Origin of the sequence: Ruthenibacterium sp., assembly GCF_017421385.1 — a bacterium.
In the GTDB taxonomy this organism is placed as follows: Bacteria; Bacillota; Clostridia; order Oscillospirales; family Ruminococcaceae; genus Ruthenibacterium; species Ruthenibacterium lactatiformans.
Genome location: NZ_JAFOIN010000063.1, coordinates 1 through 14,223, shown reverse-complemented (window position 1 = coordinate 14,223; position 14,223 = coordinate 1). Strand labels below are relative to the sequence as shown.

Genomic DNA, 14,223 nt, shown 5'->3' with positions numbered 1-14,223 from the left:
TTCGAATGTCCTCCCTTTGCTTGCTTGTGCAGTTCGCAGACCGCACTTCCAGTATAGCAAAGGGAGTTTTTCTTTTCCCATTATCGACATTAGTCTTCTTTTGAACCACTCGCCTAGCGAGTGGTTTTCGACATACAAAAAGCGGCCAGCAGCCCAAGGGCTACTGGCCGAGAAAATTTTCAACATCCTCTTGGCAGGATGCGGTTCAGATTGCCGTAGTTTTCAAATGCGCTGCTCTATTTAGGGCCTGTCCGAAAAGTCCTCAGGCCAGGTCATTTCAACAAACCAGCAACAAGATGGGTAAAGACTAAAAAAGATACAGCAAGCTTGCTTGAACTTATTCAAAAGCATTCCACCAACTGTCTTTCCTTGTAAAAATGCCAGTCGACCGGCCCGTGATTTTTGGTATTTTGCCTTGATGGAATGACATACTCTGCATTATGGGAACGGACATAGGAGCGAATATCCTCGTTTCCGCAGGTACGATCAGCGAGAGCACAGTTATGCTCAGTGTCCGTTGTTTGGAGCAGTGGAATCTCCATTTTACTGTCATATACCTGTCCGCCGGACAGCAAAAAAAGCAATTGGATTTTCTAAAAAATCCACCGGAGCGTGTGTTTTTGTGTTCTTTCCACTTTTGCTTGTGCCAATAAACTGATTAAATTAAGGCAACACCGCACAATTCTAAGTGTCGAATCACGCCGGCAGATTTTTGTGACAGTTGCCGGAAAATCTGCAAGCGAGGCGACGCTTAAGGCATCAGCCGTGAATTGTGCGGCGTTGCCTTAATATTTATAGCCCCTGCACTTTGCGGATGAACTTTTACGGAGACGCTGTCAATACTCAAATTCTCCACATCCGCATGCAGCGTATGAAACACAGCTTCTAAGTCCCATTATCACGCCACTTACAGAAACGGCTATATTACACTTTGATTCGGTGGATAGCGACCAGGAATATCCCTCAGTCTGAACCGTTCCGAGCAAACCAAAGGATTGCGTTCAGCATAATTGATTCCTCCACTTTGCGGGTCTTCCCATCTTGAAAACCGGGAATACTCCTTAATTCCTTCCCAGTCTTCATCGCTCAGTTCGTATCGATTTGCCATGGAGCAATTAACCGGGCTCAAGAAAATGCGATTTAAATTACAGCATTACGATACCGAAAAGCAGAAGGACAAGCGTTTATACCTGCCCTTCTGCTTTTCTATTAAATTCTCTGAAAAACAATAAATCCGAACCCATCGCCTACAGGCACAAGGTTCGGATTTATTCGTTATGGTGGGGCCTCAGGGACTCGAACCCTGGACCGGTCGGTTATGAGCCGAATGCTCTGACCAACTGAGCTAAGGCCCCCAATCGCGCCGCGGCACACAGTGACGCGGCTTATATATTATACAGGATTTTCTCCAAAAAGAAAAGCCCCAAAAATTTTTCTGTTTTCCGGCGGTTCACGCTTCCCGGCAGGGGATGCGCGCGGCCATCACCGCGGCGGCAAGAGCGCCTGCCAAGCCCACAAAAAAGATGCAGCGCAGCGCGTGGGGCGGGTAGGCCTCCAGCACGCCGATGAGCGCAGAGCACAGCACCGAGCCCAGCAGAGCCGAGGCCCCGTTGAACAGTGAGTTGACGGAAAAATACATGCTGCGCGTGGCGGCCGGGCTGTTGGCCACCTGCATTTTCAGGAAACCGACGCCCATGCCCGCGTAAGGCACCGCCCCCAGTATGGACAGCACCGGAAACAGGTATACTGCATTTTGCCGGGTGGCCGCCGCCCACAGCGCGGCCACGCACGCCATCATCGCAATGGTCAGCGCGGTAACATTCTTCCAGCCGATGCGCGCGGCCAGACGCGCCATCAGCGGAGTACACAGCGAACGGCACAGGTTTCCTGCCGTCACCCAGACCATGATTTCAAAAAACGTCAGTTCCAGCACCTGAATCTGGTACACCGCGGCAAAGCCGCCGATGAACATGCCCGAAAGGCTCCACACCATATTCGTCAGCATCACCCTCCGAAAACGGCGGTTGCGCAGCGGCTCCAATAAGGCGGCCGCAGCTGGGGCGGGCTCCCCCTTTTCAGGCCTTTCCGGCGCGGGCAAACGCAACAGCACCGTCAGGCTGGCGGCCAGCAGCATGGTCTCCAACACGCCTACGGCCAAAAAGCCGGTCTGCTGTGCGCCGTGCCGGGCAGCGCGGTCAATAATCAGGCTCACGGCGCAGAACACACCGGTATATGTAAGCATGAAAAACATCTCACGCACCGAGTAATAGTCTCCCCGGACACGGCCCTCCACACTGCTCACCAGCCAGTCCGTCTGAGACGGACATGCAAATTGATAAATGCCGATGGCCAACACATAGCACACCACCATCAACGGCGCGCCGGCAGTCCTTGGCAGCAGCACCGAAAAAAACACCAGCGGCAGCAGTACACGCCATGTGCCGTTACACAGGCGCAGAAAGCGCAGCGGACGTGTTGTGCGCTCGTAGGCAAGGCCGCCCGCCAGCTGTAGGATGGGCAGCGTGCCGCTCAGGCCCGTGACCACATTGGACAGCGCGAGTGAAAAACCGTAATATGCCGTCAGGCTGGCAATGATGGCGCCTGTGCAGGCCCAGTATGCCGACATGGAAAGAAGGTTATCGAAAATAAAATCGCGCGGTGTCTTTTCCATTTGCTGTCCGCCCCCGCATCCGTTTGATGCTTATTTTGTTGTGCTATGGGATGCGCTCCGCCGTTCCCGCCTGTAAACAGCCGGCAGCGCAGCATAAATCCCAGCACATCATAGCATGGCCCCGCACAAAATACCAGATGAAAAATCATATTTCGGAAATTTTCGATATTTTTTGAACAGACTGCAAAGCCGCGATCCCTACGGTTCTGTTGTACCCCTTTGCGGCGGCATGCTATAATGAAACAAACACTGTCTTCCCAACCGGGAAATGCCGTTTGTTTCTGCCGTTTTTGACAGCTACGGCCGTTCCCGCGCCGCACGCATCCGAACGTATTTTACAAAGCACCAAAAGCTCCCGGAGGAAATGTATTATGAAAAAACAACCTGTCATTGCAGTCATCGGCGCAGGTGCGCTGGGCGTCATGTTCGGCCAGCGCATGACGCAGACACTTGGCCCGCAGCGTGTATTCTTTGCTGCGGATGCACAGCGTGCAGCCCGTTATGCGGCACAGAGCTTCACCTGCAACGGCGCTGCCTGCACCTTCCGCTTTGTGACGCCGCAGCAGGCGCAGCCTGCCGCGCTGGCGGTCTTCGCCGTCAAAAGTACCGGGCTTGCCGCCGCCATTGAAACAATGCGCCCGTTCATCGGGCCTGAAACACTGGTCATCTCCCTGCTCAACGGCATTACCAGCGAGGGCGAGCTGGCCGCAGCCTACGGGCCGGAGCACGTGCTTTACTGTGTGGCCCAGGGGATGGACGCCGTAAAGGACGGCCCCGCCGTCACCTACCGCAATATGGGAAAGCTTCTTATCGGCAGCGGTACGGGCGCGCGCACCCCGGCTGTGGACGCGGCGGCCGCACTGCTGCTGGAGGCGGGCGTGCCCTGCGAAATACATGAAGATATTCTGTACCGCCAATGGAGCAAGCTGATGCTCAATGTGGGGCTGAACCAGGTATGCGCGGTTTACAATGTGCCGTATCGGGGCGTACAGCACCCGGGGACGGCGCGGGACACCATGCTGGCTGCCATGCGGGAGGCACAGGCCCTGGCCGCACGGGAGGGTGTGACGCTGACAGACGCGGATATTTCCGCCTGGATGAAAATGACCGATGCTTTGAACCCCGACGGAATGCCCTCCATGCGCCAGGATACGCTGGCCCGGCGTCCCACCGAGGTAGAGCTGTTCGCAGGCGCCATGCGCCGCCTTGGGGAGAAGCACAGCGTTCCTACCCCCGTGAACGATATGCTCTACCGCCGCATTGCCGAGCTTGAAGCCGCGTATTGAGCATGCGGCGCGCTATAATCTCATCGCACAGAGAAACCAGCGGAGCCTGTGCCCCATAAAAAGGGCAGGCTCCGCTGGTTTTTCGTCTGTATTCCGCGCTGCAGCGCTCATCCATTGGCGGGCAGCTTTTCCGCAAAGCCGGGCACATGCACGGCCGGCACCTCCATGCCGCCGTATACCGGCACTTTCTCGGCTGCGCCGCCCTGCGGGGGTGTGCCGCCGCTTTGCCCAAGGCGTTCCTTGGCCACGCTCAGCATCAGCTTGATACGGTTCTCCTGGTTCACCCGCGTTGCGCCCGGGTCATAGTCGATGGGTGTGATGTTGGCGCGGGGATATATGGTGCGGATCTTATTAATCATTCCTTTGCCGCAGATGTGGTTGGGCAGGCAGCCGAAGGGCTGGGCGCAGATAATGTTCTCAAAGCCTGTCTGCTGCAGCTCCATCATCTCGGCCGTCAGCAGCCAGCCCTCACCCATCTTGTTGCCGATGCCGATGATTCCGTCCGCCATTTTTTTCGTGTCCAGAAACAGTGTGGGCGCATGGAACTGGGGATGCTTTTTAATCGCCGCGATCATCAGCTTTTCCCGCACGGTAAGCCAGCTCATCAACGTATCGGAGCCGAGCTCCAACAGCTTGCTGCCGCCGTACAGGCGCACGGTCTCGGCCATGTTGGCAACACAGTACTGCACAAAACCCATCAGGCCCGGCAGGTTCACCTCGCAGTCCTCGCCGTGGAGGAACTGCTCCAGATTGTTATTGCCCAACGGTGAATATTTCACATAGATCTCGCCCACGACACCCACTTTCACCTTGGGCGTATAGGTAACGGGCACCGCCGCAAAATCCGCCGCGATAGCTGCAAAGTTCGCAGCCATATCCTTTTTCGAGAAGCCCTTTTTTTCATCGAACTGGCTCGCCACCCTCCGCGTCCAGGCAGCCACAAGCGCATCCGCCGTGCCCGGCTCGTTTTCATAGGGGCGCGTCTGGTTGGCAAGGCTCATCAGCTCGTCTCCGTAAAACACCGCCGCAACAATCTTTCGGATGAGCGGAAGCGTCAACTGAAAGCCGCTGTCCTTTTCCAGGCCGGAAAAATTCAGGCTGGCCACGGGCACCTGAGGAAAGCCCGCTTTCACCAGCGCCTTACGCAAAAGGTGGATGTAGTTGGACGCCCGGCACCCGCCTCCCGTCTGCGTGATAAGCAGGGCCGTGTGATCCAGATCGTATTTTCCGCTTTTCAGCGCATTGATGAACTGCCCGATGACAAGAAGCGCAGGGTAGCAGGTATCGTTGTGGACATATTTCAGCCCTTCCTGCGCCACGGCATGGCCGCCGGAGCCAAGCACCTCCACATGATAGCCTTCGTCCTCCATGGCGGCGCGCATCATCTCAAAATGGATGGGCGCCATGTTGGGGATCAGGATTTTATGTGTCGCTTTCATCTCCGGAGTGAATTTGGGATAAGTATGGACATTTTCCATGGGCATGCCCCTCCTTTGGGCAAATACGCAGTTATGGATACGGGCGGGAGCATTACTCCGCGTCCGGCGTTTCGCCGGAGGCCGGCTCTATGGCTGCGAACAGACTGCGCAGCCGGATATTCACCGCGCCCAGATTCGCGATCTCATCGATTTTGATCTGTGTGTACAGCTTGCCTTCCCGCTGCAAAATTTCTCTCGTTTCGTCGGTGGTGATGGCGTCCACGCCGCAGCCGAAGCTCACCAGCTGGACGAGGTTCATATCCGGCTGGTCCGCAATGTATTTCGCCGCCGCGTACAGGCGGGAATGATAGGTCCACTGGTTGAGGATGCTGGTGGGGAATTTTTCCACCAGGTGTGAAATGCTGTCCTCTGTAATCACCGCCGCTCCATAGCTGCAGATCAGCTTGTCGATGCCGTGGTTGATCTCCTCATCCGCATGGTACGGACGGCCCGCCAGAACGATGATCTGCCGGCCCTCGGCCCGCGCCTGGGCGATGATCTCCCCGCCCCGGACACGCACGCGGGACATATGCTCCGCATATTCGGCATAGGCCGCGTCCGCAGCGCCCTTCACCTCGCCCAGGCTGATGCCCGCGAAGTATTTTGCAAGGATGGCCGTCATCTTCCTGGGGAAATCCCTTCGGCGGTGAATGCCGATATAATCGTAAATAAAACGGATATTCTCCAGCTCGTGGCAGTTGGCCGCAATGACCTCCGGGTAATAGGCCACCACAGGGCAGTTGTAGTGGTTGTCACCCAGGCCCTCGTCCACATTATACGTCAGGCAGGGGTAAAAAACGGCGTTCACAGCCATCCGGCTGAGCCGGTGGATATGGCCGTGCAGCAGCTTTGCCGGGTAGCATACAGTGTCGGAAGGAATGGTACTCTGGCCCTCCAGGTAAAGCTCCCGGCTGGAGGGACCGCTGGTCACCACCGAAAAGCCCAGCTTCGTGAAGAAAGCATACCAGAAAGGCAGCAGTTCGTACATCCCCAGCCCCAGGGGGATGCCAATAGTGCCGCGGATGCCCGGCTGGGGCTTGTATTCGGCCAGAAGGCGCTGCTTGTATTCGTACAGATTCAGTGGGTTTTCCGCGCCCCGGTGGGACACCGGACGGTCGCACCGGTTGCCGCTGATGTATTTTTTGCCGCCCGGAAAAATATTGACCGTAAGCTGGCAGTTGTTTCCGCACAGGCCGCAGTTGACGCTGCGCACCTTCTGGGTGAAGCCCTCCAGCTCCTCCAGCGTAAGCAGAGACGATTGGCTCTTTCCCTTTGCCTTGCCGTACAGTGCCGCGCCGAACGCGCCCATCAGGCCCGCGATATCCGGCCGGATGACCTCCACGCCCATTTCCATCTCGAACGCACGCAGTACAGCCTCATTGTAGAACGTACCGCCCTGCACCACGATCTTGCGGCCCAACTCCTCCGGGCCGGAGGCACGGATGACCTTGTACAGCGCGTTTTTCACCACGCTGATGGCAAGCCCGGCCGAAATGTTCTCGATGGACGCGCCGTCCTTCTGGGCCTGCTTGACGCTGGAATTCATGAACACCGTGCAGCGGCTGCCCAGGTCCACGGGCTTATCCGCAAACAGAGCCAGCTTCGCAAACTCCGGCACGCCGTAGCCCAGCGCGCCCGCAAACGTCTGCAAAAAGCTGCCGCAGCCGGAGCTGCATGTCTCGTTCAAAAAGATGTTGCTGATGGCTCCGTCCTCGATCTTGAAGCACTTCATATCCTGCCCGCCGATGTCGATGACGAAATCCACGTCCGGCATAAAGTGCTTGGCCGCCGTAAAGTGGGCCACTGTCTCCACCACGCCGAAATCCACGCCGAAGGCGCTTTTCACAATGTCCTCGCCGTAGCCCGTGGCTGTGACGCTGGCCACCCGCAGGCCCGGACGCGCCTTGTAAATGTCGATGAGCATCTGCCGGATGATGGGGATGGGATTGCCGCTGTTTGGCTGATAGCTGGTGAAAAGCAAATTGTCGTCTCCGTCGATGACGGCGGCTTTTACCGTGGTGCTGCCCGCGTCGATGCCGATATGCACAGGGCCGGTGCTGTCCGCAAAGGGACGGCGCGGCACGCTCGCCTTTGCATGCCGTGCGCGGAACGCCTCGTATTCCGCTTCGTCCCGGAACAGCGGCGGGTTGAACGCATAGGTGGCCGTGGCGCTGTATGCGTGCAGCTTTTCCACCACACCCGCCAGGTCCAGTTCCTTGTCGGAATACAGCGCCGCGCCCAGCGCCACAAAATAAAGGCTGTTTTCCGGGCAGGTCCCCGTCACGCCCAGCGTCTCGTCGAAGCTCTTTTTCAGCTGGGGCAAAAATGTGAGCGGCCCGCCCAGATACAGCACGTTGCCGCCAATCTTCCGGCCCTGCGCAAGGCCCGCGATGGTCTGGTTCACCACGGCATAGAAAATGCTGGCCGCCACATCCCCGGCCTTTGCGCCCTGGTTGATGAGGGGCTGGATATCGCTTTTGGCAAACACGCCGCAGCGGCTGGCAATGGTATATGTTTTTTCCGCATGCCGCGCGGCTTCGTTCATTTCGTCGGGCGTCATCTTCAGCAGCGTTGCCATCTGGTCAATGAACGCGCCGGTGCCGCCCGCGCAGCTTCCGTTCATGCGCACCTCGGTACCGCCCGTCAAAAACAGGATCTTCGCATCTTCGCCGCCCAGCTCGATCACCACGTCCGCATCCGGCGCGTAACGCTTTGCCGCCACCCGTGTGGCAAACACCTCCTGTACGAAGGGCACGCCGCAGGCGTCGGCCAGGCCCATGCCGGCCGAACCGGAGATGGAAAGCTGCGCGGGCGCGCCGTGCAGCACCTCAGTGTGCATGCGCTGCACCAGCTCCGCCGCTTTTTCCACGATGTGGGAAAAATGACGCTCATAGGTTTTGTATGTAATATTCAGCGCGTCGTCCAGCACCACGCATTTGATGGTGGTGGACCCGATGTCAAGCCCGATCTTCAAACTGTTCTCCCTTTCCCCTTAAGCGGCGCGCCGGGCGCGCCGCAGCCCGCCGGTAAGACAGGACCTCCTATCTTAACCTTATCTTTACCTTATATCATAGTATTTTACCGCTTTTTGTCGAAAAATCAACGGACAGATGTGAATATTTGTCAAATTTTTTACGGAAAATTCGTCCTTATTTACAAAATACTGGCGTTATGCCCAAAAACACAGCCTTTTCTTATCAAAACAGGCCCACAGCGCGGAGCCGCAGGCCTGTAAAACCAATTATTCTGTGCGCAGCGCCTCTATGGGGCTCAGGCGCGCCGCCTTGCGCGCGGGGTAAATGCCGAAGAAAATGCCGATGGCGATGGAAAACAGCGCGATATAAACTACAGTGGAGGGTGCCACATAGCCCTCCATGCCCATCAGGCTGCTGATGCCGTAGCCGCCCCACAGGCCCAGCACAATACCGATGACGCCTCCGATGAGCGTAAGCGTACCCGCTTCAATGAGGAACTGGAACGTGATGCTGCCCGTCTTTGCCCCCAGCGCCTTGCGGATGCCGATCTCCCGCGTGCGCTCGGTGACGCTGACGAGCATGATGTTCATAACGCCGATGCCTCCCACCAGCAGGCTGATGCCCGCGATGGCGGCGATGATGCCCGTAAACATCCCTGTCACGCTGCTGATCTGCGCGGTGTACTGGCTTACGTCCATAATGCCGTAGCAGTCCCGCCCGGCGTTGCCGTGTCGGCTTTCCACCAGACGCAGCACCTGCTGTGCCAGCGGTACACTGTTCGCAGTGTCCTGCGCCAGCAGCGCGATCTGGAAATACGGCTGGCCCACATCGTCGGAAAGAGTGGACAGGCTGGACAGCGGCGCCGTCATCTGCGCAGTAATCTTGCCGTTGTAGCTGTATCCGCTCTGGCTTTCGGTTATGCCGATGATCGTGAAATCCGAAGTGCGTCCGCCCACCGTGAGCTGCACCGTCATGCCCAATACGTCGTCGGTTCCAAACAGCGCCTTTGCTCCCGCGGAATCCACGGTCACAACACGGCGCGCGGCATCATAATCCGACGCGTCCCAAAAGCGCCCCGCCTGCAGCGTAGCCGGAAACACCAGAAACATGCTGCCGTTGCCCGCCGAAAGGCTGGCGCCTATTTCTCCCTTTGGGCCGCGCACACTTCCGCTGGCGCCGCCGGCCATCGTCACGCCCGCAACGCCTTCCATACGGCCCACGGCCTCCACGTCCCCGTCGGTAAAATAATCGTTCACAGTGGTATCCTCGCCGGTCACACTCAGATACACCGAACCGGAAGACAGCATGCCCAGTTCGCTGTCCATCATCCGCTGCCCGCCGCCGCCGATGCACAGCACCATAATGACAGCCCCAATGCCGATGATGATGCCCAGCATCGTGAGAAATGAGCGCATTTTGCTGCCCATGATGTTGCGGTACGCCATTTTGGCGTATTCATAGATCTGACGCATCCGGACGCCCCCTTAGCCCATCATCACAGCGCCCATACCCGCGTCCGCGGGCATCTGCGCCGCGGCGGCGGGGTCGCTGCTGACAGCCATGCCCTCCGTCACATCCTGCGGGTTGAGGATGACCTCATCCCCCGCGGAAATGCCGGAGGCGATCTCCACCTGCGTATCGGAAGAAAGGCCTGTCTTCACATCCCGGCGCACAGCCGCGCCGTTTTCCACCACATAGCAGAACTGGCCGCTCACATCCGTATTGACGGCGCTGATGGGCAGGCTCAGCACTCCTTTCGCCTCCCCTGTGGCAATGACCACGTTGGCCTCCAGGCCCAGTTTGATATCGCCGTCCGGCGCGTCCAGCTGCACTTTGGCGTGCACATAGGCCGTGGCCGTGCCTGTGGCGGAGGCCCCGGCCGTGGCCATCGCGTCGATGGACGCCACCGTTCCGGTGTATGTCCTGCCCAGCGTGGTGACAACGGCGCTCTGGCCCGGCTTTACCTTTTCCAGATCGTAGCGGGAGAGCGCCACGTCCACATATACATCGCTCAGGCTCTGGATCGTGCACAGCGGACCATAAGCCGCCGCGCTGGAGCCCGGCACCGCACTGAGGGAGGTGACGACGCCGCTGATGGGTGCGGTCACGCCGTCCCTGCCGCGGGCAAGGTCCTCCTTGGCGCTTTGCACGGAGAGGGATGATGGCACCTGTGCCAGCTCCAACTGGCGCTTGGCGCTGTCGGACAGGACGGCCTGCTTTTCCGCGTCGTAGGTTGCCTTGGCCGCGCTCAGCGCCTGCTGCTGGTTCGCGAGGTCCGCGGCGGCGGCGTCCAAAGCCGCTTTAACAGACAACGCCTCCTCGCTCTGCTTATCCGCGAGGGCCTCGTACTGCGCGGTCAGGCTGTTCACCGCGGCTGAAGCCTTGTCTTTCTGGACGGCAAGATTGTTCAGGTTCGCAGCCGCGTCATTGAAGCGTGCCTGTGCGCTGTCGCTGGCGGTGAGCGCGTCGCTTTTCTGCAGCTGGCCGCTCTCATAAGCGGCAGAAGCCTGCCGGTAGGCGCGCTCCAGCGGCTCTGTATCAAAGGTGGCAAGCAGGTCGCCCGCGTTCACGATCTGCCCTGCTTCCACCTTCACCTCTGCAAGAGGCGCGGTGACGGGCGACGGCACCACTACGGTCTGCCCCGAGGTGAGCGTACCCGTGGTGGACAGGCTTTGGCTGATGTCTCCGGCTGCCGCCGTCTGTGTTTGCACATAGGTCGGCAGCGGGCCGCGCAGCGCGCTCAGAACGGCGTTGCCCGCCAGGGCCAGCACCGCAATGCCTGCCAGTGAAAGCAGCACGATTTTTTTGATGCTGCGCTTTTTCTTCGGCCGTTTGGGCGGCTGCAAAAGCACCTCGCCGGCCTGCGCCGGGTCCTGCACGTTCTGCGCCATCAATTCCTTTGTTTCCATTTTAGAAAACCTCCCGTTCCCCGTCGTCTATTTTTCCGTCTGTGATACGCACGATGCGCTGAGCCTTGCGGGCCAGCCCTTCGTCGTGAGTGATCAGTACAATGGTGTTGCCCTCGGCGTGCAGAGCACGGATGATCTCGAACACCCTGGCGCCCGCTCTGGTGTCCAGGTTGCCCGTCGGTTCATCCGCGAGGATGAGCGGCGGATGTGCCGCGATGGCGCGAGCCACGGCCACACGCTGCTGCTGGCCGCCGGACATCTGGTTTGGACGGTGGTCCATACGGGACGCAAGGCCCACACGCTCCAGGGCCTCCAACGCCAGCAGACGCCGTTTTCCGGCGGGCAGGCCCCGGTAAATGAGCGGCAGCTCCACGTTTTCCAGCGCGTTCAGGTTCTTGATCAGGTTGAAGTTCTGGAAAATAAAACCGATTTGTTCATTGCGGATGGCTGAAAGCGCATTATCGGAAAGCGCGCTTACGTCCTGCCCGTTGAGAAAATATGTACCGGACGTCGGCGTGTCCAGACAGCCAATCATATTCATCAGCGTGGATTTCCCGCTGCCTGAATGGCCTACGATGGCCACAAACTCCCCCTTGTAGACCGCGAGGCTCACGCCGTCCAGCGCGCGCACCTCGTTTTCTCCGGGATTGTAGATCTTGTACATATTCCGGATATCGATGATGGCCTGTTCCAAGCCCATCCCTCCCTGTGCCCGCTGCGCAGGCATTTTTTCCATCTGACATTTATGCAACGATATTGTCCGGCCGGCTTCTTCATTTTCTGCGCGCAATAACGAAAACCGTTCCCTTATTTTCAGCAAAAGGCCAAAAATGCAGATTCCCACACAAAATATCCGGCTGTGCATGTACTATATTTTCCCCGCGCCGCATATCCAAAAGCGAGGAGGTGTCCCCTTATGGAACTGATGGACGGCGTAATGGAATATATCCGGCCCGAGCTGCTGGTGCTGGTGGCGGTGCTTTACATCGTCGGCAAAGCACTCAAGGTCTCGCAGGACGTAAAAGACAAGCACATCCCGCTCATTCTGGGCGGCGCGGGCGTGTTCCTGGCCATGCTGTGGGTGGTGGCAACCGGCAGCTTCGACGGCGTACAGAGCATTGCGCTGGGCCTGTTTACCGGTATCGTGCAGGGCGTACTGGTGGCCGGCTGCAGCGTATACGCCAATCAGCTCGTCAAACAGGCGGGCCGGGCGGATTGACCCGAATGCAAAAGAGCATCCCCGGCGCACGGATACCCCGCGCCGGGGATGCTCTTTGTTTTCTGATATTCTCAGGGAACGTACACGTTTACATACTTCACGCCGTTTGCCACGGATTCGGCATAGGTCTCGTAGAACAGGTCCACCTGCATGCGGTTGGACTGCACAAACGCACCCGTATCTGTCGCAATGGCCCAGCCATATACGAATTTGCCGTCAGCGGAGGTGATATACACCTTTGTACCGTAGGGAATGAGCGTCGGGTCGCACGCAAAAGTACCGTAATACAGGCCCAGGCCGCTTGCGCCGCGTCCGCGGGCGGAATAATAGCCTGTCGCCTTCATGGAATACATTTTGCTGTAGCTGCTGGGCACGTTGTTTTCCACCGTGATGCCCTCGGGGGCCTGCAGCGGGCTGACGGCGTCGGAATTGTATTTCCGGTAGATCTCCGGTATCATCTCGGTGACGACCTGGGTATCCACCACCTCGGTGCTGGAATATCCGCCGTCCACATACTTCTGGCGGTAGGTCACGTCCACAAGGCCGTCCTGCCCCGCCTGCACCAGCACCTCGTGAGAATATTTCCCCGTGCTTTCGGCGGTTTCGTCCAGATACTCCGTCTCATAGGGAACGGTCTCCCGGGCGGTATTCTCAGTATATGTTACACGGTGTACGCGCACACGGCCCATGCCCTCGGTCACCGGGCTGTCCAGACTGGGAGTGGTGTAATCGTCCGGCCCCAGCGTCACGCCCGCGCGGGCCAGCACGTCGGCCACAGTGCCGTCGCTGATCTCCGCCTCGTAATATTCTCCATCCGCCGCTACAGAGACCGGAAAAGCCCGCTGCAGAGAAAGCAGCAGCGTGCCGTCCTCCACCTCGTGCAGACGGGTGCTGTCGTTGCTCTCCAGTTCCATACCCGCCAAGTCCAGCAGGACCTCGGGCTCCGTCACCGCAGCCATCACTGTGCGCTGCGCACCGGCGGAATCCGCCACAGTAACCGTATTCACCGTAGCGGCCAATGCCGTGCACACCAGCCCCAGGCTGCCCGCCGTCGCCGCCACCGCAACGATGCGGGGCCCGGCGGCGGCCAGCCAGCGCCGGATATGCTCCTGTCGCTTTGTCATGCAAAAACTCCTTTGGTTCTCCGTCCACACACCGGGCCGCACAGCCAAAACAAAACGGACGGCCCGCACCAGACCGCCCGTGTATCAACAAAAAAGAACAGCGCCGCGCGCGTTTTTGAAAACAAAAACAACGGATGCATGCGGCAGGGGCAGGCCTTAGTACCTGTGCATTATAGCAAAAGAAAGCCGCCGCGTCAAATTTTCGGCTTCAAACCGCCATTTTTCTATACAATTGGTAATATTTTACGCAGATTTTTTCTTTTTTGCCATCCTGTCCAAACGCTCCGCGCACGCTTCGCCACGGCGGCGGACATTGCATGTTTCCCCCTGTGCAAACCCTGATTTTTATGGTATAATAACCCCCAAAGCTGCCGTTTACACGGCTGCGCGTGTGCAAGGCACACGCCCCTGTGCTGACGCACAGGGCTTTGGGAACATTGAACCATGCAAAACCGCAGCAGGTGCGGTTTTGTTGTGGCCGCTTTGCGGCGTCATGGTATAATAACCCCCAAAGCTGCCGTTTACACGGCTGCGCGTGTGCAAGGCACACGCCCCTGTGCT

General features: G+C 58.4%; 9 protein-coding genes and 1 tRNA gene. 2 read left to right on the top strand and 8 right to left on the bottom strand.

Annotation, left to right across the window (positions count from 1 at the left end; genetic code table 11):
- Nucleotides 1-1,278: 1,278 nt before the first annotated feature.
- Both IIY41_RS06635 and IIY41_RS06630 read right to left on the bottom strand, forming a co-directional pair.
- Nucleotides 1,279-1,355 (bottom strand) — tRNA-Ile (locus IIY41_RS06635).
- Nucleotides 1,356-1,450: 95 nt separating this feature from the next.
- Complete coding sequence (locus IIY41_RS06630; RefSeq protein WP_055080005.1) at nucleotides 1,451-2,671, bottom strand: MFS transporter; 1,221 nt, start codon at nucleotides 2,669-2,671, stop codon at nucleotides 1,451-1,453.
- Between the two features lie 371 nt (nucleotides 2,672-3,042).
- On the opposite strand from IIY41_RS06630, the gene IIY41_RS06625 reads away from it, so the two are divergent.
- Nucleotides 3,043-3,957, top strand: coding sequence for a ketopantoate reductase family protein (locus IIY41_RS06625; protein WP_050006054.1), 915 nt, complete (start codon nucleotides 3,043-3,045; stop codon nucleotides 3,955-3,957).
- A gap of 107 nt (nucleotides 3,958-4,064) precedes the next feature.
- Here the strand turns inward: IIY41_RS06625 and IIY41_RS06620 are convergent, their stop codons facing one another.
- From IIY41_RS06620 to IIY41_RS06600, 5 genes are all read right to left on the bottom strand, one after another.
- Nucleotides 4,065-5,435 (bottom strand): 2-hydroxyacyl-CoA dehydratase, encoded by a 1,371-nt coding sequence (locus tag IIY41_RS06620; RefSeq protein WP_050006055.1) that lies wholly within the window; start codon nucleotides 5,433-5,435, stop codon nucleotides 4,065-4,067.
- Nucleotides 5,436-5,487: 52 nt separating this feature from the next.
- Nucleotides 5,488-8,409, bottom strand: coding sequence for an acyl-CoA dehydratase activase (locus IIY41_RS06615; protein ID WP_287400172.1), 2,922 nt, complete (start codon nucleotides 8,407-8,409; stop codon nucleotides 5,488-5,490).
- A gap of 267 nt (nucleotides 8,410-8,676) precedes the next feature.
- Complete coding sequence (locus IIY41_RS06610) at nucleotides 8,677-9,882, bottom strand: ABC transporter permease (protein ID WP_009321970.1); 1,206 nt, start codon at nucleotides 9,880-9,882, stop codon at nucleotides 8,677-8,679.
- 12 nt (nucleotides 9,883-9,894) lie between these two features.
- Nucleotides 9,895-11,319 carry an efflux RND transporter periplasmic adaptor subunit gene (locus IIY41_RS06605; protein WP_050006057.1) on the bottom strand — a complete coding sequence of 475 codons (1,425 nt, stop codon included), beginning with the start codon at nucleotides 11,317-11,319 and terminating at the stop codon, nucleotides 9,895-9,897.
- A gap of 1 nt (nucleotide 11,320) precedes the next feature.
- Nucleotides 11,321-12,019, bottom strand: coding sequence for an ABC transporter ATP-binding protein (locus IIY41_RS06600; RefSeq protein ID WP_287400171.1), 699 nt, complete (start codon nucleotides 12,017-12,019; stop codon nucleotides 11,321-11,323).
- A 216-nt stretch (nucleotides 12,020-12,235) separates the two neighbouring features.
- Here IIY41_RS06600 and IIY41_RS06595 point away from each other — a divergent pair, with 216 nt between their 5' ends.
- Complete coding sequence (locus IIY41_RS06595) at nucleotides 12,236-12,538, top strand: phage holin family protein (protein WP_287400170.1); 303 nt, start codon at nucleotides 12,236-12,238, stop codon at nucleotides 12,536-12,538.
- A 71-nt stretch (nucleotides 12,539-12,609) separates the two neighbouring features.
- Here IIY41_RS06595 and IIY41_RS06590 read toward each other — a convergent pair whose 3' ends face one another.
- On the bottom strand, nucleotides 12,610-13,662 hold the full coding sequence (locus IIY41_RS06590; protein WP_009321966.1) for a resuscitation-promoting factor: 1,053 nt from the start codon (nucleotides 13,660-13,662) through the stop codon (nucleotides 12,610-12,612).
- Nucleotides 13,663-14,223 lie beyond the last annotated feature (561 nt).

Excerpts from the sequence above, each read along its gene's own strand:
- IIY41_RS06630 (WP_055080005.1), bottom strand. The coding sequence starts at position 2,671 with ATGGAAAAGACACCGCGCGATTTTATTTTCGATAACCTTCTTTCCATG.
- IIY41_RS06625 (WP_050006054.1), top strand. The coding sequence starts at position 3,043 with ATGAAAAAACAACCTGTCATTGCAGTCATCGGCGCAGGTGCGCTGGGC.
- IIY41_RS06620 (WP_050006055.1), bottom strand. The coding sequence starts at position 5,435 with ATGGAAAATGTCCATACTTATCCCAAATTCACTCCGGAGATGAAAGCG.
- IIY41_RS06610 (WP_009321970.1), bottom strand. The coding sequence starts at position 9,882 with ATGCGTCAGATCTATGAATACGCCAAAATGGCGTACCGCAACATCATG.
- IIY41_RS06605 (WP_050006057.1), bottom strand. The coding sequence starts at position 11,319 with ATGGAAACAAAGGAATTGATGGCGCAGAACGTGCAGGACCCGGCGCAG.
- IIY41_RS06600 (WP_287400171.1), bottom strand. The coding sequence starts at position 12,019 with ATGGGCTTGGAACAGGCCATCATCGATATCCGGAATATGTACAAGATC.
- IIY41_RS06595 (WP_287400170.1), top strand. The coding sequence starts at position 12,236 with ATGGAACTGATGGACGGCGTAATGGAATATATCCGGCCCGAGCTGCTG.
- IIY41_RS06590 (WP_009321966.1), bottom strand. The coding sequence starts at position 13,662 with ATGACAAAGCGACAGGAGCATATCCGGCGCTGGCTGGCCGCCGCCGGG.